Source organism: Streptomyces syringium (assembly GCF_017876625.1).
Lineage (GTDB): Bacteria > Actinomycetota > Actinomycetes > Streptomycetales > Streptomycetaceae > Streptomyces > Streptomyces syringius.
Genome location: NZ_JAGIOH010000001.1, coordinates 1006515 through 1030994, shown reverse-complemented (window position 1 = coordinate 1030994; position 24480 = coordinate 1006515). Strand labels below are relative to the sequence as shown.

3 protein-coding genes are annotated in these 24480 nt (G+C 70.4%); all 3 read right to left on the bottom strand.

Translation table 11 applies throughout. The features are described from left to right. Nucleotides 1-105: 105 nt before the first annotated feature. From JO379_RS04505 to JO379_RS04495, 3 genes are read right to left on the bottom strand one after another with little or no spacing between them, the layout of a single operon-like run. Nucleotides 106-990: a proline iminopeptidase-family hydrolase gene (locus JO379_RS04505; protein ID WP_165451638.1), complete on the bottom strand. Its 885-nt coding sequence runs from the start codon at nucleotides 988-990 to the stop codon at nucleotides 106-108. Next, entirely contained in the window at nucleotides 983-17167 is a 16185-nt protein-coding gene (locus JO379_RS04500; RefSeq protein WP_209514008.1) for a non-ribosomal peptide synthetase/type I polyketide synthase, read from the bottom strand. Before JO379_RS04500 ends, JO379_RS04505 begins: the two co-directional genes overlap by 8 nt. Next, nucleotides 17164-24417, bottom strand: coding sequence for a non-ribosomal peptide synthetase (locus JO379_RS04495; RefSeq protein ID WP_209514006.1), 7254 nt, complete (start codon nucleotides 24415-24417; stop codon nucleotides 17164-17166). Before JO379_RS04495 ends, JO379_RS04500 begins: the two co-directional genes overlap by 4 nt. Nucleotides 24418-24480: the final 63 nt, after the last annotated feature.

The window sequence follows — 24480 nt, the reverse complement described above, 5'->3', positions numbered from 1 at the left end:
CGCCCTCACACCACCTGCGGCAGATAACGCCGGTTGCACCGTGTCCCCTTCTGGGAGTCGAGGCTGTCGCCCCAACGTAAGCACGCGGCCACTTGGTCCCACAAGTCATTTTTGACCTGCGAAGTCACCGATGCGGGCCAGGAGTTCCCCGGCGAACAGCTTCGGCTCCTCCAGATGCGGCATGTGCGACGCGTCCGGGATGATCACGGCCTCCGCGCCGGGGATGGCCCGCGCGTACGCCTGGCAGGCCCGCGGCGGCACGAAGTCGTGCTCCCCGACGACGAGCAGGGTGCCGGGCCCCAGCCCGGCCAGCTGCCCGGCAGGCGCGTACGTCCGCAGATCGCCCGTCAGCTGGAACTCCGTGCGGCCCCACATGGCGTCCCGCACGTGCGCCGCGGTGCCGAGGGTGGCGTCCATCAGCACGTCCGGCCAGTCGGTGCGGCACATGTGCCGCTCGGCGAAGACGATCGCCGCCTCCGCGAAGGCGGGTGTGTCGTACCGCTCCGTCCGCAGGCCGTCGCTGAGTGCCTGGGCCGTTTCCGCCGGGAGCCTGAAGAGCAGCTGCCGCATGTCGTCCTCGTACTTGCGGATGTTCAGCACCGGCGAGAGGAGGACCAGCCGGTCGGGGCGGCGCGGACCGCCGCGCAGGACGAAGTCACAGGCGATCATCGTGCCGAAGGAGTGGGCGAGCAGATGGAAACGCTCCAGGCCCAGGGCGCCCAGCAGTGCGTCGAGTTCGTCGACGAAGCGCTCCAGGCGCCACAGGCCGGGGTCCGTGGGGCCCGCGGAGCGGCCGCAGCCCAGCTGGTCGTACACGACGACGGGATGGTCCGGCAGCAGGTCCGCCAGCGGACGCAGATAGTCGTGCGGGGTGCCGGGGCCGCCGTGGACGGTCACCACCGGGGTGCCGGGGGCATCGGCGTTGAGTATCTCGTACCAGATCCTGCCGCCGGGGACGTCGCACATCGCGCCGGCCGTCTTCTCACTCACTGTGTTCTCCCTGGGTCTTCGCGAAGTGGGCGCCGATCGTCGCCACATGGGGCATGCCGTTCATGCTCAGGTGGTTGCCGGTCACCGGCACCTGCGTCCAGCCGCCGCGCGCCAGCTCCCGCCAGCGCGGGGCCTGTCCCGCCGGGAACTGCGGGATCTCCTCCTGGTGCGAGAAGAACACGAGGTCGCCGGAGTACGGGCGCGGGACGTACCCGTGCATGGCCTGGCTGTGCCGCTGCCAGGCGTGGATGTAGCGGGGCAGGAAGTCGGCGGAGAGCATGTCCTCGAACTCCGTGCCGCGTGCCTTCTCCGCGATGTAGCCGATCTTCCCCTCGACCGTGTCCAGGGCTTCGAGCTCCGCCATGGGGAAGTCCAGCCGTGCCAGGCCGTAGCGGAGCAGATAGTCGATGATGTCCTGGCCGGTCATGTCGGCGGGCAGATTGCCGCGGGCCGGGCTGTCGATGAGGGCCACCTCCGGCCGGTACCCGTCGCGGGCGTCGAGCTGCTGGGCCATCTCGTACGCGACGATGCCGCCGAAGGAGGAACCCCCGAGCCGGTACGGGGCCTTGAGGCCGAAGTCCTCCAGCTGCTCCAGGTAGTGGGCCGCCATGGCTTCGACCGTGGTGAACTCCGCGCTGCCGTCGAGCATCGGGGAGCGGAGCGCGTACACCGCCTGGTCGTCCGGCAGGCAGGCCGAGAGCTCCCGGTAGAAGTACACGTCACCGCCGATCGGGTGCACCAGGACCAGCGGCGGGCGCGACTGCGGATCGCCCTTCTTGACGACGACCACCGTCCCGTCGGCGGCCTCCGGCGTGTACCGGCCGTCGAGGTGCTCGGCCAGCCGGGACGCGAGGGCCCGCGGCGTGGGCCGCTCCAGCGTCATGAACTCCACCCGGACGCCGACCCGTTCCCGGATCCGCGCCACGAGCTGCACCGCTGCCAGCGAGTCCCCGCCCTGCGCGAAGAAGTCGTCGTCGGGCCGGACGTCGTCGACGCCCAGGACCGCGCGCCAGGCCTCCGCGACGACGGTGCTCACCTCGTCCTGTTCACCGTGTGCCACCGGCTCCGGCAGCCGCGCCGGCGCCTGGGCCCGGGCCGGGGCCGCCGTTCCCGGGCGGTCGATCCAGTGCTCCTGCCGGTCGAAGGCGTAACCGGGCAGCCGCACCCGGTCCCGGGCCGTCAGACCGTGGAACGCCGACGCGTCGACGGCGACGCCGGCGGCCCATGCCGTTCCCAGCGCCGTCAGCGCCACCTCCGGCTCCTCGCCGCCCTGCCCGGCCCGGGGCATGGCCGCCACCACCAGGTGCTCGGCGCGGTCCGGGTGCCGGCGTGCCGGGCGGCTCAGGATCCGGCCGGGCCCCACTTCGAGGAGCACGCCGCCCCGGCCGGTCTCCGACCCGTACAGCGTGGTCAGCCCGCGGTGGAACTGCACCGTCCCGCGCAGCTGCGCCGTCCAGTACTCGGGCGTGCGGACCCGGTCGGGGTCGGCCCAGTCACCGGTCAGGTTGGAGAGGTACGGGATCGTGGGCCTGTGCAGCTCGATCCGGCCCAGCACCGCGGTGAACTCCTCCAGCACCGGGTCGAGCAGCCGCGAGTGGAACGCGTGCGCCACGGCGACCCTCCTGCCCGTCACACCGTCGGCCGACAGCCGCGCTGCCAGCGCGTCGACAGCCCCGGGCGGACCGGAGACCACACAGCTGCCGGCGTCGTCGACCACGGCCAGGTCCAGGCCGTGCCGCTGTGCGCGCGGCAGTACCTGCCCGGCGGGCAGCGGCACGGCGAGCATCGCCCCCGGCGCGGTGCCCGCCAGCAGCCGGCCCCGCTCCAGGACCAGCGTCATCGCGTCCTCCAGCGAGAACACGCCCGCCAGACAGGCGGCCACGTACTCGCCCAGGCTGTGCCCGATCATCGCGGCCGGGCGGACGCCGAGGTCCATTAACCACCGCGCCAGCGCGTACTCGACGATGAACAGGGCGATCTGCGTGTACCGGGTGTCGCCCACCCGGGCGGTCCGGCCCAGCAGATCGGCTTCGTCGGCCCCCTCGGGAAGGTGCGGCCGCAGGATCCGCAGACAGCGGTCGACGTGGGCCCGGAAGGCGGGCTCCGCGTCGTACAGCGCCTGCCCCATCCCCTGGTACTGCGCGCCCTGCCCGGGGAACAGGAACACCGCGGGGCGGTCCGCGCGCCATGCGACCGGCTCCCGCTCCTCGGCCGCCAGACGGTCGACGAGCTCCTGCCGGCCGCTGCCGACGACCACCCGGTTGTACGGGAAGCGGTGCCGGGCGGTGTGCCGGGTGTACGCCACGCGCTCCAGCGGGACGCCGGGGTGCTCGGCCAGGTAACCGGCCAGGGCCCGCGCCTGCTGCCCGAGCGCTTCCACGGTGGGCGCGGACACCGTCAGCAACTGCCGCGCCCGCACGGGCTCGTCTCCGGGGGCCGGCGGCGCGGACGCCGGTGCCTCCTCCAGGACGACGTGGGCGTTGGTGCCGCCGATCCCGAAGGAGCTGACGCCGGCACGCAGCACCGGGTGCTCGCTCGTCCACGGTGTACACGCGGTGTTGACGTAGAACGGGCCCTTGTCCAGCTCGAGCCGTGGGTTGGGGGAGGTGTGGTGGAGGGTGGGGACCAGGGTGCGGTGCTCCAGGCAGAGCACGGCCTTGATCAGCCCGGCGATACCGGACGCGACGTCGAGATGGCCGATATTGGTCTTCACCGAGCCCAGCGCGACGCGCCGGGTCGTGCCGTCGTCCGGACCGAACGCCTCCCGCAGGGCGGCCACCTCGATGGGATCGCCGAGCGCGGTGCCCGTGCCGTGCGCCTCCACATAGCCGACCGTCGACGGGTCGATGCCGGCCCTCTCATGGGCGCGGCGGATCACCGCTGCCTGCCGCGCCTGGCTGGGCGCGGTGTAACCGATCTTGTTCTGGCCGTCGTTGTTGATGGCCGTCGCCTTGATGACGGCACGGATGGGGTCCTGGTCGGCGAGCGCCCGGTCGAGCGGTTTGAGCACCACGATGCCGACGCCCTGCCCCTCGAGGGTGCCCTGCGCCGCCTCGTCGAAGGCCCGGCAGGTGCCGTCGGGGGAGAAGACCATGCCCTCCTGGTGGAGGTAGCCCTCCTTGCCCAGCTTGCCGATCGACACACCGCCGGCCAGGGCGATGTCGCAGTCTCCCGCGAGCAGCGCCACGCACGCCTGGTGGACCGCGACCAGCGAGGTGGAGCAGGCGGTCTGCACGGTCACCGCGGGCCCGGTCAGGTCGAGCTTGTAGGCGACCTTGGTCGACAGGAAGTTCGCCTGGTTGTTGATCATCGCCTGGTAGCGGGTGGCCAGGTCGGCATCGCCGAGGCGGGGCAGGACGTGACCGGTGGCGTAGTCGTTCTGCCCCGCGCCCGCGTACAGCCCGATGTCGCCGCCGAAGGCGTACGGGTCGCAGTGCGCGTCCTCCAGCGCGTGCCAGGCGCACTCCAGGAACACCCGGTGCTGGGGGTCCATCGTCTCGGCCTCCCGGCGGGAGTAGCCGAAGAACGCCGCGTCGAAGCCCTTGATATCCCGTAGGCCGCTCTGGGCCCGTACGTATCCGGGCCGGTCGAGCTCCGCCTCGGGCACGCCGGCCGCGAGCAGCTCCTCCCGGCTGTAGTGGACGACGGACTCATGGCCGGCGGTCAGGTTCCGCCAGTACTCCTCCAGCGTGTCGGCGTCCGGGAAACGCCCGGCCATACCGATGATCGCGATGTCCCGGCCGCCGGTCCCCGGGGCGTCGCGCACCTCCGGCTCGCGGCGCGGCCGGGCCTCGTCACGGACCCCGCCGACGTGGGCGGCGAGGGAGGCGATGGTCGGGTGGGCGAACATCTCGGTCAGGCTGACCGCCCCCCGGATCTCCTCCGGCAGCCGGGCGTGCAGCTTGGTCAGCAGAATGGAGTTGCCGCCCACCTCGAAGAAGCGGTCGTGCACGCCCACCCGGTCCAGGCCCAGCACGTCCTGCCACAGCCGGGCCAGCGTCAGCTCCGTCTCCCCGGCCGGGGCCACGGACGCGTCGGCACGCCGGCGGCGCGGCCGCGGAAGAGCCTTCGTGTCGAGTTTGCCGCTGTACGACAGTGGCAGCTCGGTCAGGTGCACCAGGGCACCGGGTCGCATGTACTCCGGCAGCAGACCGGCCAGATGGGCCTGGAGCGCCTCCTCGTCCAGGGCCGCTTCGGCGACGTAGTAGCCGATCAGGGTCTGTGCGGCGGCGGACCGGTCCGTACCACCGTCCAGAGTCCCGACGATCACCGCGCTCTGCCGTACGCCCGGGTGGGCCGCGAGCGCGCTCTCCACCTCGCCCAGCTCGATGCGGTGGCCGCGCAGCTTGACCTGGGTGTCGACGCGGCCGACGAACTCGATCTCGCCGCCGTCCAGCCGGCGGGCCAGATCGCCCGTGCGGTACAGGCGTCCATGGCCCTCGCGCGGACTCTCGACGAAGCGCTCGGCGGTCAGGCCGGGGTCGCCGAAGTAGCCGCGGGCCAGTGCGCCGCCGCTCAGATACAACTCACCGACCGCCCCCACGGGCAGCGGCCGCAGCCGCGCGTCGAGGACGTGCGCCTGCTCGTTGGGCAGCGGCCGGCCGATCGTCACCATCGGGCTGTCCGCCGCGTCCGCGACGTACTCCCGGGACGTGGACCAGATGGTGGTCTCGGTCGGGCCGTAGACGTTCACCACGCGCGGGCAGCGCTCCAACGCCGCGTGCAGCAGGTGGCGTTCGAGCCGTTCGCCGCCCACCAGCAGCCGGGTGCCGGACAGACCGCGCAGCGCCTGGAGCTTCATCTCCAGCAGGCTGGGCGTCATCTGCACGAAGTCGTACGCCGCGCAGTCCAGCTCCTCGAAGAGGTGGTCACCCATGACCACGCTGCCGCCGCCGAGCAGCGTCAGCCCGTATTCGAGCCCGAAGATGTCGAAGACGTAGTTGGTCAGGCTGTAGGTGTGCAGCGCCCCCGCGCCGGGGAAGTGCCGTCGCCGCATGGCCGCCACCGTGGACGTGAAGGCCAGGTGCTCGACCATCACGCCCTTGGGCTGCCCGGTGGTGCCTGAGGTGTAGAGGATGTACGCCAGCGCGTCCCCGCCGACCGCCACGTCCAGGTCGTCGCCGCTCTCCGCCGCGCATGCCGCCTCGGTCCGCGGGTCGTCCACGGCGATCACGGTCAGCGCGGGGTGGCAGGCCTGCACCCGCTCCCGGTGCCGGGCGTGGGTGAGCAGCAGCCGGGCGCCGCAGCCCTCGACGATGCGCGCGGTGCGCTCGTCGGGGTAACCGGGGTCGAGCGGCACATAGGCCGCTCCGGCCTTCAGCACCGCGAGCAGGCCGATCAGCGTGTCCGCCCCGCGGTCGAGGAGCAGCAGTACGGGCTCCTCCGGGGCGGTCGGCACCTGCTGCCGGGCCACGCGGGCCAGCCGGTTGGCGGCGGCGTTGACCTGCGCGTAGGACAGCGTCCGGCCGTCGTGGATGACGGCCGGCGCGTCGGGGGTGCGCGCGGCCTGCGCTTCGAAGGCGCGGTGGATGACCGGCTCGGCGGGCTCGGCGACACCGGAGTCGTTCCACTGCCGCTGTGCCTCGATCCCGTCGGCACCGGCCGGCTCCAGGTCCGCCGGGGAGCTCTCCGGCGCGCGGGCGACGTGGCCCAGCACCGACTCCATGCCCGTCAGCAGGCGTTCCACGGTCGCGGGCGCGAAGAGCTCTCCCGCGTAGTCCAGCGTGAGCACCACCTCGTCGTCCTTCTCCGCGACCGACACCACCAGCGGGTAGTCCCGCTTCTGGTACCGGAACCGGAACCGCGGGCGCAGCAGACGCTCGTGCTCGGCGTCTTCGGCCGCGGGGTAGCTCTCGTTGATGAAGAGGCTGTCGAACAGCCGGCGGCCGCCCGGCTGCAGCGCCGCGAGGTCGACGGTGCTGCGCCGGCCGACCTCGTGGATGTCGTCCTGCAGCCGCTGGATCTCCTCGATCAGACTGTCGGCACCGGTGTCGTGCCGGGCGATCAGCGGGACGGTGCTCAGATAGAGGCCGACCGAGGTGTCGATCCCGTCCACCGGCAGATCACGCCCGGCCAGTACCGTGCCCACCACGGTGGTGTCGCAGTGGCCGTAGACGCTCAGCACCTTGTGCCAGGCGTACTGCAGAACGGCGTTCGAGGTGACCCCGTGGTCCCGGGCGACGGACCGCAGTGCCGCGAGCAGCTCCGGCCGCAGGGACAGCGAGCGCTGCTCCTGGTGGTGGATGTGCCGGTAGGTGCCGAGGTCGATGTGACGGGCCCCTGCGGTCAGCAGCCCGCCCAGATCGCATCCTTGCCCGGCGTCCGCCACATAGCTCCGCCAGAACGTCTCGTGGTCGCGTGCGTGACGGTGCAGATGGCGCTGGATCCCGGCGTAGTTCTCCTCCGGGAGCACCGCGACCTCGCCTTCGCGCAGCGCGAGATAACACGCGTGCACGTTCCGCAGGAGCAGCGGGCTGCTCCAGCCGTCGAGGATCGCGTGATGGGTGTTGAGCACACAGGTGAAGTGCTCCGGCCCCCGCTGGACCAGGTACACCCGGAACAGACCGCTCGTGCCGAGGTCGTAGGGGATGCCCCGGTCGCGCTCCAGCAGCTCCTCGAAGGCCGCGTCGGGGTCCGGGTGGTCACTGAGGTCCACGAACTCCCATGTCAGCCGGGACCGGCGGTCGATGACCTGCACCATCTCGTACTGCCAGTCGAAACGCAGCCGCAGGGCGCTGAGGGCCTGCTGTGCCTGCCCCCACGCCTGCCGGAGCAGCTCGGGGTCGACGGCCCCGTGGTAGTCCCAGACGGCCTGGACGCGATAGGCGTCGTCGATGTCGCCCTGGCTCAGGGCATGGTGGATGAAGCCCTGCTGGAGGCTGCCGGCCGCGAAGACCCCGTCCAGCTCGCCGTCCGCCTGCAACCGGTCCAGGTGCTCCTGAGGCAGCAGGCCGTCGATGTCGCTGCTCGTCAGGTAGGTGCGCGGGCTGTGCGCAGTCAGCTCGACCAGCGCCGCCAGCCGTTCCTCGAACGCGCGGGCCAACCGCTCCGCGTCCTGCCGAGGCAGCCTGCTGAGCAGCGTGAACCGCAGTCGGCCGCCGACGACCATGCCGGCCGCGGAGACCGTGTACGGCAGCAGGTTGGCCTCGTGCAGCCACTCGCCACTCGGTTCGTCGACCGTCTGCCAGTCACCGTGCTCCTCGGCGTCGATCCGACCGAGGTAGTTGAAACAGACCTGGGGGAGCTCGCGGGCGTACCCCATCAGCGGCCCGAAGCCGATGCCCTTGGCGGGGACCGCCCGCACGCTCTCCTTGACCGACTTCAGGGCGTCCGCCGGCTCGCCGCACGCCTCCAGGCGTACCGGGTAGAGCGTGGCGAACCAGCCGAGGGTACGGCTGACGTCCGCGCCCGCGTCGAGCTCTTCGCGCCCGTGGCCCTCGACCATCAGATGATTGACGGACCGGCCGGTCAGCTCGGTCAGCGCCTGCCCGAAGGCGGTGAGCAGGAACTCCTCGACGCGGGTGCCGTAGGCGCGTTGGCACGCGCCCAGCAGCAGCGCGGTGCGCTCGGCGTCCAGGGAGATCCCGGTCTCGACGGGGGCTCCGGTGTCCTGTCGCAGGACCGGTGCCTCGTCCATGTCGGCGAGCAGGCCCTCCCAGTAGCCGCGCTCGTTAGCGTGCCGCTCGGCATGCGCGGCGACCGTGCCGGTCCACTGCCGGTAGCTGGTGCCCTTGTCACCGAGCCGGCCCCCCTCGTACAGCGTGTGCAGGTCCTCGGCGAGGACGCGCCAGCTGACGGTGTCGACGATCAGGTGGTGCAGGGCGAAGAACACCCGGTTGCTTCCGTCGGCGTAGCCGTGCAGGAAGCCGAAGGCGTACGTCGGTCCGCTCGCCAGGTCGAAGCCGCTCTGCCATTCCGTCAGTACGCGGTCCACAGCGGTGTCGAACTCGGCGGTTCCCTCACCGCCGGGCAGGTCGCGCACGTCGAGCACCCGCACCTCGGGGAAACCGGCAGCGGTGTCGTAGTACTGCCGTGGCCCGCCCGGTGCGCCCGGCTCGTAGCGCAGCCGGAACGCGTCGTGGTGGTCCACCAGGGCCCGCAGGCTTTCCTCCAGCCGCGGCAGGTCCAGTGCGGGCGTGCGGACCAGGAAGGACTGGTTCCAGTGCCCGGGCCGGGGGAAGTCCTGGGCGAAGAACCACGACTGGACGGGCAGCAGGGGCGCGTCCCCTTCCAGGGCGCCCTGCTCGGTGCGTACCGCCGGCCCGGCGCCGGACCCGGCGGTGGCCACCACCCGGTCGTGGAAACGCTCGATGGTGCGGTGGGCGAAGACATCGCGCACACTGACCCGCAGCCCGAGCTCCTTGCGCAGCCGGCTCACCAGTCGGATCGCGACGATGCTGTCCATCCCCAGGTGCATCAGGTCGACGGTGATGCCGAGCCGCTCGGGCGGCACGCCCAGGACGTCGGCCCACGCGTCGCGCAGCTGCCGCTCGCGCTCGGAGCGCGGCGGGACGTGCTCGGCGGCGACCGCGGTCCCGGGATCGGGCAGGGCCGTGCGGTCCAGCTTGCCGTTGGGGCTCAACGGCAGCTCCGGCAGGTGCACCAGGGCCTCGGGGACCATGTACGCGGGCAGGCTCGCGGACAGCCGCTCCAGCAGGGGAGCGGGGTCGAGTGCGGTACCGGAGACGTAGTAGCCGACCAGAGCCTGCCTGCGGCGACCGGCCGCGGTGTCGTACTCCTTGATGAGGACGACGCTCTGGGAGATGCGCGGGTCCTGGGAGAGGGCGCTCTCGATCTCGCCGAGTTCGACGCGGTAGCCGTTGAGTTTGACTTGGAAGTCGTTGCGTCCGATGAATTCGATGTGGCCTTCGGGGGTCCAGCGTCCGAGGTCGCCTGTGTGGTAGAGGCGGCCGAGGGTGGGGTGTTCGGTGTAGCGCTCGGTGGTGAGTTTTTCGTCGTTCCAGTAGCCGAGGGCGACGCCGGTGCCGCCGATGTGGATTTCGCCGATGACGCCGGTGGGGCAGTGTTCGCCTTGGGGGTTGAGGACGTACATGCGTTGGTTGGGCATGGCGACGCCGTAGGGGATGCTGTTCCAGGCGGGGTCGACGTGGTCGATCTCGTACCAGATGGACCAGATGCTGCCTTCGGTGGCGCCGCCCAGGCTCATGACGGTGGCGTGGGGGATGTGCTCGCGGATCCGGTCGGGGAGGCTGGTGGGGATCCAGTCGCCGCTGAGGAGGAACGCCCTCAGTGACTGGAGGTGTCCGCCTTCGTCGATGAGGAGTCCGGCGAGCTGGGGGACGCTGTTCCAGACAGTGATGTGGTGGTGGTCGACGAGGTGGGCCCAGTGGGCGGGGTTCTTGGTTTCTTCCTGTGCGGGGAAGACGATGGTGGCGCCGGCGGCGAGGGTGCCGAAGAGGTCGTAGACGGAGAGGTCGAAGCTGAGTTCGGACAGGGCCAGGATGCGGTCTTGGGGTGTGATGTGGAAGCGTTCGTTGACGGCGAGGAGGGTGTTGACCGCGCCGCGGTGGCTGATGGTCACGCCCTTGGGCCGGCCGGTGGACCCTGAGGTGAAGATGACGTAGGCGACATCGTCCGGGCCCACCACCGGCAGCGCGGACTCATCCGTCGCGGCCCCCTGCTCCAGGAGGTCCTCGATGACCAGCAGGCGGCACACCGAACCCAGGGCTTGTACGTCCGCACGCGCGAACTGACCACGCGACACCAACACCGTACGCACAGCGGCCTGGGTGAGGATCTCCTCGATCCGGCCTGCCGGCCAGTCGACGTGCAGCGGCAGATAGCCGAGGCCGCCCTTCATGATCGCGACGGTGGCCAGCACCTGGCTGTGGCCCTTCTCCGCGAGGACGCCGACGAGCCGCTCACCGGAGGCGTCGCCGAGCGCCGTGCGCAGCCGCAGAGCGAGCGTACGGCTCTCTTCGATCAGCTCGCCGTAGGTGTGCGTACGACCGGTCCCGGCGTCGATGACGGCCGTGGCCGCCTCCCGGCCCTCGGTGCGGCACCGCTCCTCGTAGAGGCCGAACATCGTCTGCTCGCACGTCTCGCCGTCGAAGGCGTTCGCCGTGGCGACCAGGGCCCGGTCGGTGTCGGGGAGATACCGGTCCCTGGGCAGTCCGGCTTCCCAGTCGCCGTCCGCGAGACGCTCGATGAGCAGGCAGTAGAGCCGGTTGAGGTGCTCGATGAAAGCGCGGTCGAAGAGCTGCTCGACGTACAGCCACTTGCTCATGAAGCCGCTGTCGACCTCGATCGCCTGGAGGTCGATCCACGCCTGTGAGGTCTGTGCGCTCCAGTGGCGCTCCTCGACGAATTCGCTGTCGTCCAGATAGGCCGCGCGTTCGAAGTCACGCGTCTCGTTGCCCATCACGCCGGTGAACACGATCGGCGAGACCGCCTTGGTCGTGTCCAGTCCGTGCAGCCTGCTCAGATCACGCTGGACCTCCACGCCCGAGTACAGGGCGTGGCTGATGTCCTCCCACAGCGTGTCGTGGGTGCGGCGGGTCAGCGACGTGACGTCGGCGCCTTCGTCGACGTAGTGGAACAGCACGGTCGAGGTGAAGTTCCCGAGGAGGGAATCGATGCCCTCCACGACCGGATGGCGGTTGAACAGCGTGAGGGTGAGCGGGAACTCGCGGGCCCCGGAGAAGTAGGAGATCACGCTGCCGAACAGGCTCAGCAGGACGGACGACGTGGACACCCCGTGCTTCCGTGCCTGTTCCTTGAACCGGTCCCAGACGTCGGGGGCGACGTGGAGGGTGTGCTCGTCGAAACGCGGGTGGTCGACGGCGTCCGGTGACTCCTTGAACGGCAGGGTGCACCGCAGCGGCATGCCGTCCAGCCGGTCCTGCCAGTAGGCGCGGTCGTCCGCGTACCACTGCGAGTTCTTCAGCAGACCGGTGTAGTCCTGGTAGTCCTTGAAGCTCGCCCGCGGCAGTTCCGCACGCCGCTCCGCGCCCCGGTAGAGGTCGTCGAGGCGGCGCAGGACGGCGAGCCTGCTCTGCACATCGAGGATGATCAGGTCCCAGCTGAGGTGCAGCACGCAGCGGTCCTTGAAGCGGCTCACCTCCAGGCTGAACAGCGGGAACCGCTCCGGGTCGTAGAGCCGGTGCGAGAGGCGCTCCCGTACGGCGGTCAGCTTCGACTCGTCGTAGTCGTGCGCGGCGAAGTCGTGGACCACGAGCTCGAAGTCCGGGACCTCCGCGGCATCGAGCACCCGCTGCTGGAGCCGGTCGTAGGAGAAGACGGTGCGCAGCACGTCGCACTCGGCGACGAGCCGGCGGACCGCGGCCGCCAGCCGGTCGGCGTCCAGCTCCCGGTACACGTACTCGTTGTAGACGTGGTTGGCGACATTGCCGATCTCGTAGTTGCCGAGCCTGCCGACGAGGTAAGCCTTCTGGATCTCGGTCATGTCGAACCAGCCGCCCGGATCCGCGCCGATGCCAGCGGGCAGGGCCGTCAGATCGGCCTCGCCGCGGACCTCACGGAAGTCGCTGGGCGTGTAGCGCGGGGCCGTCCGGCCCGTGCAGTGGCCGACGACCTCGGCGAGGGCGGCTTCGAGGGCCCGGGCCAGCGCGCCGGTGTCCTCGGCGGCCAGCCGGCTGTCGAGCCGGACCTGGAGCCGGTCCTCGGTCACGTAGGCGAAGACGGACAGCACCGCGTCGGACGTGTTGCACGGCGGCATGGCCTCGCCGCCGTCCTCCATCACGAGCTGCCAGTCGCCGGCACCCGTCTGCTCGCCGTCGAGCCGGCCCAGGTAGTTGAACCAGACGTGGGGAAGCGCACGGTCCCGGTAGCCGACGAGCGGGCCGAAACCGATGCCCTTGTCGGGCACGGCGCGCAGGCTCTCCTTGACGCTCCGCACGCTCTCGCCGATGTCGTCGCCCAAGGGCAGCCGCACCGGGTACAGGGTGGTGAACCATCCCATGGTGCCGGTGACATCGAACGCGGGGGCGATGTCCTCGCGCCCGTGGCCTTCGAGCATGACGTGATGGGTGCGCCCGCCGCCGACGGCCTCCAGGGCCCGGCCGAGCGCGGTCAGCAGAAGGTCGTCGACGTGTGTGTGGTACGCGCGGTGCGCCGGCCCCAGCAGGTCCCGGGTGTGCTGCTCGCTCAGGGTGAACTGTTCGGTGTGCGCCGCCGCGGAGCCGGGCCGGCCCTGCGCGTCCGGCCGGAAGTCGCTGAGCAGCTCCTCCCAGTAGGCCCTCTGCTCCGGCCGCTCGTGCGCGTACGCGGAGACGGCGCCGGTCCACTGCCGGAAACTGGTGCCCTTCTTCCCGAGCTGCTGCCCCTCGTACAGCGCGCGCAGGTCCTCGGCCAGGATCCGCCAGCTGACCGTGTCCGTGATCAGGTGGTGCAGGGCGAAGAACACCCGGCTGGTGTGGTCGGCGTAGCCGTGCAGATAGCCGAGGGCGTACACGGGGCCGTGCTCGAGGTCGAAGCCGCGCTGCCAACCGGTCAGCGTCCGGTGCAGGGCCTCGGCGAACTCGGGGGTGCCTTCGCCGCCGGGCAGCCCGCGCACGTCGAGGACGTTGAAGCCAGGGAACGGGGCACCGGGCTCATAGGACTGTGTGGTGCCGCGGTAGCGCAGCCGGAAGGCGTCGTGGCGGGCCACGAGTGCGCGCAGGGCGGACTCCAGCCGTGGCAGCGACAGCTCCGGCGTACGGATCACGAACGCCTGGTTCCAGTGCTCGGGCCGGGTGAACTCCTGGCCGAAGAACCAGGACTGGATGGGCAGCAGCTCCAGCTCGCCCGCCAGGGTCCCCTGCTCGGCGATCACTTCGGCCCGCGGCTGTGCCGCGGCGGCCTGGCGGCTCTCGACGAAGTCGGCGAACTGCTCGATGGTCGGCAGGGAGAACACGTCACGGACGCTGATCGCCAGATCGAGTTGCCGGCGCAGCCGGCTCGCCAGCCGGATGGCGACGATGCTGTCCATGCCCAGCCGGGTCGCGTCGTCGCGGATGCCCACGTCGTCGGGGCGCAGGCCCAGGCACTCCGCCCACAGGTCGCGGAGCCGCTCCTGCAGGGCGGTGCGGGGCGCGATGTGCTCCTGGCCCGTGTCGGAGGGCCCGGGGTCGGGCAGTGCCTTGCGGTCGAGCTTGCCGTTGACGGTCACGGGCAGGGACGACAGGTGGACCAGGGCGCTGGGGACCATGTACGACGGCAGGGTCGCGCGCAGCGCACCCGCCATGGCGGTCTCGTCCAACGGGCGGTCGGCGACGTAGTAGCCCACCAGATACTTGTGCTCGGGCCGCTGCGGGTCGGGCTGCTGGACCAGGGCGATGCCCTGTTTGACGCCGGGGTATCCGGCCAGGGCCGCCTCGATCTCGCCGAGCTCGACGCGGTAGCCGCGGATCTTGACCTGGAAGTCGTCGCGGCCGATGAACGCGATGGACCCGTCGGGCAGCCGCCGTACGAGGTCGCCCGTGCGGTACAGGCGCCCGTCACCGAAGGGGTTCTCGACGAAGCGTTCGGCGGAGAGCTCGGGCCGGTTGAGGTAGCCGCGCGCCAGACCGGCGCCGCCCAAATACAGTTCACCGATCGCCTGGGCGGGCAGCGGCCTGCGGGCCGCGTTGAGCACGTACGCCTGTGTGTTGTCGATCGGTGTGCCGATGAGCACGGTGTCGATCGCCGGGTCGGTGCACGGGTGGTGCAGGACGTCGATGGACGCCTCGGTCGGGCCGTACAGATTGTGCAGGGCCGCCTCCGGCAGCAGCGCGTGCGTGGCGCGCACCTGCGCGAGCTTGAGCTCCTCGCCGCTGCAGAAGATGTAGCGCAGGCTCGCCAGCCCCTGCCGGGCCGGTTCGGCGGATGTCTCCACCGTCTCCAGGAAGGCGCTGAACATCGAGGGCACGAAGTGCACGACACTGACGTGTTCGCGCTCGATGATCTCCATCAGCGCATACGGGTCCTTGTGGTCCTCGGGCTCGGCGAAGACGACGGCCGCACCGAACCAGTTGGCCCACAACAGCTCCCACACCGACACGTCGAAGACGTACGACGTCTTCTGCAGCACCCGGTCCGAGGGGTCGAGCGGGAACGCCCGGTTCATCCACTGGATGCGGTTGACCAGGCCGCCGTGCTCGCACAGCACGCCCTTGGGCTTCCCGGTGGTGCCGGACGTGTAGATGACGTACGCGAGATCGTCACCGGTGAGCGGCAGCCCCGGGTCGCCGGAGGGCTGTGCGGCCAGCTCGTCGGCGGCGCCGTCGACGGACAGCACGGCCACCGGCAGTGCGGCGTCGTGGCAGCCGGCCGCGTTGCGCTCGTCGGTGAGCAGCAGCGGGCTGCCGGTGTCGGAGAGGATGAACCGGATCCGCTCGTGCGGTGAGCCGGGGTCGACGGGCACATAGGCGCCGCCGGCCTTCATGACGCCCAGCACCGCGATCAGCATGTGCTCACTGCGGTCCATCAGCAGACAGACCAGACTGCCGGCACGGACCCCGTGCCGCTCGGTGAGCAGGTGGGCCAGCCGGTTGGCGCTCTCGTTGAGCTCGCGGTAGCTCAGCAGCCGGTCGCGGTAGATCACGGCCGGGGCGTCCGGGGTCCGCCGCACCTGGCGCTCGAACATCTCGACCGCGGTCCGCACGGTGCCGTGGTCCCATGCGGTGCGGTTCCACTCCGCGATCTGCCGCAGCCCCTCGGGATCCACCAGGTCCAGGCGGTCGGTGACCTCGTGGGGTGCGGCCGCCGCCGAGCGCAACACGGTGAGATACGCCTCGAAGAGCGCCCGCACGTAATCGCGCTCGTAGCGCGCCTCGGCGTAGGTGACCGTGAAGGAGACCCGGTCGCCGTCCTCCTTGGCGATGACCGAGATGCCGAACTTCTCCGCGAGATCGCGGTAGGGCAGCACGCGGTGGCCGACGGCGGTGGCGGCCTGCTCCACCGGGGCGAAGTTGTGCATGGTGAAGAGGACCTGGAGCACATCGGCCAGGTCCGCGGCCCCGCCCGGCAGGGCGCCGGTCAGCATGTCCACATTGAGCTGGTGGTGCTGGTTGAGATCGATGACCGCCTCGTTGACCCGGCGCGCGTTGTCCAGGAAGCGGTCGCCGCCCCGGAACTCCGGCAGCAGCGGCAGCGTGTTGATGAACGGGCCGACGGCGGACTGGAAGGCGGGCGGCCGGTTCGCGACGGTGATGCCGACGGCGAAGTCGTGCTGGCCGCCGGCGAAGCTGCTCAGCGTCTGGTACAGGCCGGTGAACAGCAGCGCGTACAGGCTCAGCCCGTGCTGCCCGGCCAGCTCGGACAGCGCCCGGTGGGTCTCCGGCGCGAGCGTGTAGTCGAGGGTGCCGGCCCGGTTGTCGGCCCCGCGTGCGGGGTTGCGCTGCAGACGCAGCTTCCCGGCGGCGGCCAACCGGTCGGCGAGCCTGTCGCGGGCAGCCGTGTACTCCGGCCGGGCCAGCTCGATCCGCTGCTGCGCCACCAGGTCGAAATAGTTCAGGGCGGGGGTGGCCCCGTCTGCGCCGGCCGGGTCGGTGCCGCGCGCCAAGGCGTCGTGGATCGAGGCCAGCCGGGCGGCGATCAGTTCCATCGAGTAGGCGTCCGAGAGCATGTGGTGGTGCGTCAGGGACACCGTCACCGAGGCGGCGTCGGTCGACTCGATGACCTCGGGGCGGATCAGATGTCCGTCGGCGAGCGGGAAGACCGTACGGGCCCGGTCGTCCCGCAGCGCGTCCAGCTCACCGGTCGAGACCCGGGTGCGGGAGATCTCGTACGCGTCCGCCGGCACCAGCTCGTACGACAGGTCCTCGTGGACGCGCATCCGCAGGATCGGCTCCGCCGCGAGCAGCGCGCGGACCGCCCGCTCGGCCGACTCCGCGTCGGCGCCGGTCAGCTCGACGAACAGGGGGATGGTGTACGTGTAGCCGAGCTCGTCGATCCTGCTCTGCAGGTACATCCCCTTCTGGATGGCCCGGATCGATCTGTCGTGCGCCCCGTCCGGCAGCTTGTAGTGCGTGGTCTGCCGGGCGCGCTCCTGGGAGTCGATGCCGGTCAGCTCCAGGACGTGGAGCAGTCGCTCCTTGTGCTCCTTCACCCGGTCCTTCAGCTCCGGGGGGAAGCCGGTGTCCTGGGGGAAGGAGAAGCCGAGCCGGTCGTCGCCCTTGTTCCAGATGAGAACGCGGGCGGACCGGAGGTCGTTCAGCAGTTCCAGCTCGGGGTTCACAGCTCTCCCTCTTCGCGCACGGCGTCCGCCTGGGCCGTGCCGACGTGCTCAGCAAGCTTGAGAATCGTGTCGTTCTGGTACAGGTCCCGGAGCTTCAACTCGAACCCCAGGTCCTGCTGGAGCAGGCGCACCAGCTTCATGGCGGCCAGCGAATTTCCGCCGACCGAGAAGAAGCTGTCGTTCGCGCTGATCGCCGCGACCGGCCGGCCGAGAATGTCGGACCAGGCTTCGGCCAGGGTGCGTTCGGTCCCCGGCGCGGGCTCGACGTGGACGCCGGCGAACTCGACCGGCGGCAGCCGGTCGGCGGCCAGCTTTCCGTTGGCGCTCAGCGGCAGCGCGTCCAGGACGCCGTAGCCGCTGGGCAGCATGTAGTCGGGCAGCGCCTCGGCCAGTTCCCGGGTGACCGCCTCCGTGAGGGTCTGCGGGTCGGCCGGGCTGTCCGAGGCCTCGCGTGCCTGCTGGTCCACCATCCCGACAGCCATGGCGTAGACACCGTGCTCGGTGATGCGCAACCCCAGCGGGCAGGTGCCCATGCCGTCGGCGCGCAGCCGCTCGCTCAGCCGCTGGAACAGGAAGCCGGCCGACACCGCCTCGTGGGACCCTCCCTCGCCTTCCAGCGTCAGCAGGCACCGGGCCCGGCGGAGAATCGCGTACACATCACTGGTGCGGTCGAAGACCGGCAGTTCGTCGGCCGCGTAGCGGCGGTTGCCGCCCTGTTCGACGTACTGCGTGGTGCCGGTCTCCCGCAGGAAGCAGGCCAGGTCGAGCCGGGCCGGCGTGAAGCCGCCTGTGCCTCCCAGGACGATGCGGCACACCGCCAGGTGCTCGTCGTCGAGCGACCGTTCGTCCAGCAGGACCTCGTAGCCGATACCGCGTGCGTCCAGGGCCTCGGTCAGCAGGGCGAGCATGTGCCCGGTCTCCAACAGCGCCAGGTGCCGCGCACGCTCCCCGTAGAGGGGGGTGATGGCGGGCCAGTGGACCACCAGATGCAATTCGTCGCCCTCGGCCGCGGACGACAGACCGGCCACCGCGGCGAGGTCGTGCGGGCGCAGTTCACCGGTCAGTGGGTGATAGTAGTGGTCCGTGCCGACCAGGCCCTCGGCCGGGCTCGACAGACGGACGAACGTACGCACCGGGTAGGCGCTTCCCGCGGACGGATACCGGTACTTCGGCAGCGCGCGGTCGGGCAGCGACACGGCGGACAGCTGTCCCAGCACCGCGGACCAGTCCTCGAGATCCGGTTCCGTCCGGCCCGCCGCGGGGCTGTGCGCGGCGGACTCCACCACCTCCGAGAAGTGCTTGTGCACAGGCTCGGGCGCGATGTCGTCGTCCAGGAACTGCCGGTAGCTCTTGGCCTGGGCGTACGCGGCCGGGTCGGGGCGAGGCTCCAGCGGGAACCCGGGCGCGGCCGTCTCCAGCACGCCGTGCCCGCTCAGGAGGAACGTCTGCTTGTCGAGACCCGGCTCACCGGCACCGGCCAGGGGAGCGTAGTCGGCGGCGGGAACCAGGTAGGCGACCAGCCGGTCGTGCTTGTCACCCTGCTGGATCCTGGCCACGGCACGGTCGACCCCCGGCAACCGCGTCAGCTTGGCGGCTATTTCGCCGAGTTCGACGCGGTAGCCGTTGAGTTTGACTTGGAAGTCGTTGCGTCCGATGAATTCGATGTGGCCTTCGGGGGTCCAGCGTCCGAGGTCGCCTGTGTGGTAGAGGCGGCCGAGGGTGGGGTGTTCGGTGTAGCGCTCGGTGGTGAGTTTTTCGTCGTTCCAGTAGCCGAGGGCGACGCCGGTGCCGCCGATGTGGATTTCGCCGATGACGCCGGTGGGGCAGTGTTCGCCTTGGGGGTTGAGGACGTACATGCGTTGGTTGGGCATGGCGACGCCGTAGGGGATGCTGTTCCAGGCGGGGTCGACGTGGTCGATCTCGTACCAGATGGACCAGATGCTGCCTTCGGTGGCGCCGCCCAGGCTCATGACGGTGGCGTGGGGGATGTGCTCGCGGATCCGGTCGGGGAGGCTGGTGGGGATCCAGTCGCCGCTGAGGAGGAACGCCCTCAGTGACTGGAGGTGTCCGCCTTCGTCGATGAGGAGTCCGGCGAGCTGGGGGACGCTGTTCCAGACAGTGATGTGGTGGTGGTCGACGAGGTGGGCCCAGTGGGCGGGGTTCTTGGTTTCTTCCTGTGCGGGGAAGACGATGGTGGCGCCGGCGGCGAGGGTGCCGAAGAGGTCGTAGACGGAGAGGTCGAAGCTGAGTTCGGACAGGGCCAGGATGCGGTCTTGGGGTGTGATGTGGAAGCGTTCGTTGACGGCGAGGAGGGTGTTGACCGCGCCGCGGTGGCTGATGGTCACGCCCTTGGGCCGGCCGGTGGACCCTGAGGTGAAGATGACGTAGGCGACATCGTCCGGGCCCACCACCGGCAGCGCGGACTCATCCGTCGCGGCCCCCTGCTCCAGGAGGTCCTCGATGACCAGCAGGCGGCACACCGAACCCAGGGCCTGTACGTCCGCACGCGCGAACTGACCACGCGACACCAACAACGCGTGCGTGCCCGCCGATTCGAGCACTTCGCCGATGCGCGCGCCGGGCCATTCCACGTTCATCGGCACGTACGCCGAGCCCGCCTTCATCACGGCGAGTGTGGTGACCGCCTGGAGGTAGCCCTTCTCCGCCAGGACGGCGACGGTCTCACGCTCCTCGCCCAGCGTGCCGGGGGCCAGGAGCGCTCCCGCGAGCCGCACGGAGTCGTGATGGAGCCGCTCGTAGGTGAAGGAGGTACCCGCGGCCGCGTCGATGACGGCGGTGGCCCGGGAGCGGCCGGCCTCGTTCAGCCTGCTCTCGTAGAGGCCGAAGAGGGTGCGCTCGTCCGCCGGCCGGTCGTGCGCGTTGGCCGCCTCGATTAGCGCGAGGTCCTCGGCCGGCACGGGGAGCGACGGGAACGGGGCGGACTCCCAGTCCAGTGCGGCGAGCTGCTCGATGAGCCGGCAGTAGCCGTCGTGCATCGCGTCGATGACGGCGGTGTCGAAGAGCTGCTCGACGTAGTCCCACTCGGCGACGAAACCCTCGTCGGTCTCGTACGCCTTGTTGTCCAGCCACACCTGCGGGGTCTGCGAGATCGAGTAGTCGACGCCCTGGTAGGTGTCGTCCAGGGGCAGTTCGAACATGCTCGCATTGCCCTTGGCGCCGAGCGTGCTGGTCAGGACGACCGGGGCCACGATCTTGCCGACCGGTATGGAGTGGCGCAGCTTCAGCAGGCGCTGGAAGTCCACTCCGTCGAAGAGGTTGTTGTCGACGTCCTGGAGCAGATCGCCGTGCACCCGGCGGAGCTTGTCGGCGATGCCCAGGTCGCGCTCGGCCTGGTAGTCGAAGAGCTCCAGGACCGTGAAGTCGCCGATGACGCCGTTGATGTCGGGGTGCAGCGGCAGCCGGTTGAAGAGCGTGAGGTTCATGCACAGCCGGTCCTGGCCGCTCCACTGGCTGAGCACCCGGCTGAAGAGCTCCACGACGAGCGCGGTCGGGCTGATGCCGTGCCGGCTGCACTTGGCGGCCAGCTCGTCCCACACCGCGGCGGGAATCACCCGGCTCTTGCGCCGGAAGACGGGACTGCCGACGGCCGAGGGGCGCTCCTTGAGCGGCAGCCTCAGATCGAGGTGGTAGTCGTCGGCCTTGTCCTGCCAGTACTGCTGGGCCTGGAGCAGGAGCGGGCTCTCACGGACCCGCTCGTACTGGAGCACGTAGTCGCGGTAGCTGATGCCGAGGTCGGGCAGGCAGGCTTGCGGGTCGGCGTAGAGCCGCGCCCACTCGTCGAAGAGGATGTCGAAGCTGCCCATGTCGATGATGAGCGCGTCGAAGCTGATGTGCAGCCGGTGGACGCCGTCGAGGCGGCTGAGCACGATGTCGAAGAGCGGGTACTGCTCGGGGTCGTACAGCTTGTGGGAGTACGTACCCCGGAGCCGTTCCAGCTCTTCCTGGTCCCTCAGCTCGTGGAAGGCGATGCGGTAGTGGGGCACCTCGGGCAGGAAGCGCTGCTGTCCGTCGGTGAAGACCGTGCGCAGCGCGAGGTGCCGCTCGATGAGCCGGTTGTACGCCGCCTCGAGCCGCTCGTGGTCGATGTGGCTGTAGCGGAACTCGCTGTAGACGTGGGTCGACACGCTGCTCAGCTCGAAGCTGTTGAACCGGCCCAGGTAGTAGGTCTGCTGCACATTGGTGAGGGGGAACGGCTCGTGGAGGCGATCGGTGTCGATGCCGTCGAGCACGAAGTCGCGGTAGGCGAAGTCACCGAGGCTGGCCTCGACCAAGGGCGCCAGGCGCCGGATCGTCTTCTCGCGGAAGACGTCACGGATCCGGATGTCGGACCCGAGCTCGCTGTTGATCCTGTTGACGAGCTTGATGCCCAGGATGCTGTTGCCACCGAAGCCGAAGAAGTCGTCGGTGACGCCGATGCGGTGGCCGCCCTTGGCAGCGCTGCCGAGCACCTGGTCCCAGATGTCGCACAGCCGCGTTTCCAGTTCGGTCGCCGGCGCGACGTAGCCCCGGGTCAGGAACTGCGCGGGGTCCGGGAGGGCGCCTCGGTCGGCCTTGCCGTTGACGTTCAGCGGCATGCTCTCCAGGTGGATCAGCACGGCCGGGATCATGTACTCCGGGAGTGCTGAGGCCAGGTGTTCCCGCAGCTCCTCGCTGTCGACCGGCGCTTCGGAGACGTAGTAGCCGACCAGGGAGCGGGCTTCGTCGCCCAAGGACGCGTCCGGCTGGTGGACGACGACGAGGCTCTGGTCCACGGCGGAGTGGGCGCTGAGCACACTCTCGATCTCGCCGAGCTCGATACGGTGCCCACGCAGCTTCACCTGGAAGTCGTTACGGCCGATGAACTCCAGGTCACCGCTCGGCAGCGCACGGACCAGGTCGCCGGTGCGGTAGATCCGCTCCTCCGGTACGGCCGGTCCGCCGCCGCTCACCGCGGGCGGCGGCGGGAGGAACGCGTTCGCCGTCAGCTCCGGCTCGTCCAGGTAGCCGCGGGCCAGCCCGCTGCCGCCGATGAACAATTCACCCACGACGCCCGGGGGCAGGGGCTGCATGTCCTCGTCGAGGACATAGCAGCGGGTGTTGGCGACGGGCGTGCCGATCAGCGGCTCGGGGGACTCGGGCGACAGAAGGCGGCGGGTGGACCACACCGTGGTCTCCGTGGGCCCGTAGACGTTCCAGCAGGTGTCGACGGACGCGACCAGCACGGGTGCGAGCTGGGGGGAGAGGGCCTCGCCGCCGCACAGCGCGCGAATGGGCAGCCGCTTTCCGTCCAGGCTCTGGGTGATCAAGTGCCACAGCGAGGGCGTGGCCTGGACGATGGACACACCCTGCTCGATCAGGCCGATCAGCTTGCCGACGTCGAGCAGATCGGAGCGGCCCGCCATGACCACGGTCCCGCCGTGCAGCAGCGGCATGAAGACCTCGAGCGTGGAGATGTCGAAGGCGATGGTGGTCACCGCCAGCATCCGCTCGCCCGGCCGGAAGTCGACGCAACGGCCGATGTCGGTGGCGATGTTCACATAGCTCTTGTGCTCGACGGCCACGCCCTTCGGCTTGCCGGTCGTGCCCGAGGTATAGATGACGTACGCGATGTCGTCGCCGGCCACGGGCGCGTCGAGGTTGTCGCCCGGGTATCCGGCCCACTCGTCGGCGAGCGCGTCGGAGTCCATGGCGATCACGGGCAGGGCGCCGGAGACGCCGTCGAGCCGTGGGGTGTGGGCGGTGTCGCTGACGGCCAGGACGATCCTGCCGCCGGCCAGGATTCCGGCGGTGCGGTTGACGGGAGAGTTCAAGTCCAACGGCACATAGCCACAGCCGAGTTTGAGGACCGCCACCGCGGCGATCAGCAGATTCTCCGTACGGTCCAGATACAGCGCGATCAGATCGCCCGGCGCGGGCGCGTAGCGCTCGCGCAGCAGCCGGGCGAATCGGTTGGCCGCTTCGTTGAACTGCCGGTAGGTGAGGGAACGTCCCTCGTGGACGACGGCCGTGTGCTCCGGGTACCGCGCGGCCTGTTCCTCGATCAGGCGGTGGATGGGCTGGTCGTCGCGGAACGGTGCGCGCGTCCGCCGCAGCTCGGCATCGAAACGGCGGTGCAGCTCCGGAGGAAGCGCCAGGAGCTCCCCCAGGGTGGCGGCACCCTCGGCGAATCGGTGGAGCCCGGCGAAGAAGCTGTCCAAGTGCTCGCGCAGGACGCTCAGGAAGGGGAGCCGGCCGATGGTGACGATGTCCAGGGAACCGCTGTCGCCGCGGTAGCGCAGGCTCAGTACGGGCGCGCGGCCGGCGGTGGCATCGGCCGTGTCCTCGGCGACGTCGAACTCCACGGCGACCCGTGGGTCCCGGGCGTGTTGGTAAACGGCGTCGAAATCATGGAAAGGATTGGTGTGCGCATTGTGGAGCGGGTCGTCGAGCTGCCTTTTAAGATCGGCGGACCGAAGGCTCCGGCTTGTCTCCACATATTTGCGCACCCGGCCGCCGGGGGTGATCGCGTCGTAGCTGTAGAGGCCTGCCTTGCGGGAATTGAGCAGCATCTGGAGAAAGATGCAGAGCCATTCCAGCTGTTCGGCGGTGAGCGGCTGGGTGTGCCTGTCCAGCCGGTACTCGAAGACGTCGGCGGAAGGGGCCGGATGATCGGCGCCGATCAGGTCCGCGATGTCGAAGCGGTCCTCGCGTTCGTCCGCGGAACGGGAGCGCTCGGAAAGTGCGGCGGCAGTGGATTCCCACCCGATCAGCTCGGAAAGGCCATGGGGGCGGTCCCGTCGGGAGTGGAATGCGAGGGACTCGTGGCCTTCGCGGGAGAGGCGAATCAGCGCGTCGACGCAGGTGTCCAGGAGCCCGGCGCGAAGGTCGGCCGCCGAGGGGCCGGTGGCGCTGCCGGGCCGGTGTCCTGCGTCAGTGCTGCTGCACAGGAGGGCCTCGCGATCGGGCGTCTGCAGGAAGCAGCTGAATGCCGACTCGCCCTCGGCCGCCTGGAGTTCAAGCGCCAGAACGGGGGCGGAGGAGCGGCCCGTGGCGCCTGCCGGGGCTAATTCGTAGTCGATGTGCCGAGTCGCCAACACGTCGTCCCCGATGACGCTCGCGTTGTGGGTGAAACGCTCACGCCACACGCCGGATCCGACCGACGGATCACTGTCCAGCGCATAAACGAAGTGGCCGGCATCCACAAGATAATCGGCGATGTCCTGGCCCAGCAGGCCTAACTCAGCGCCGACCAGCACATGGAGAACCTTCACTGTCGCCCCCTGTTTCCACGATATGGCGGCACGCGGGGAGCGTCATCGGCTCGTGCTCCCCCG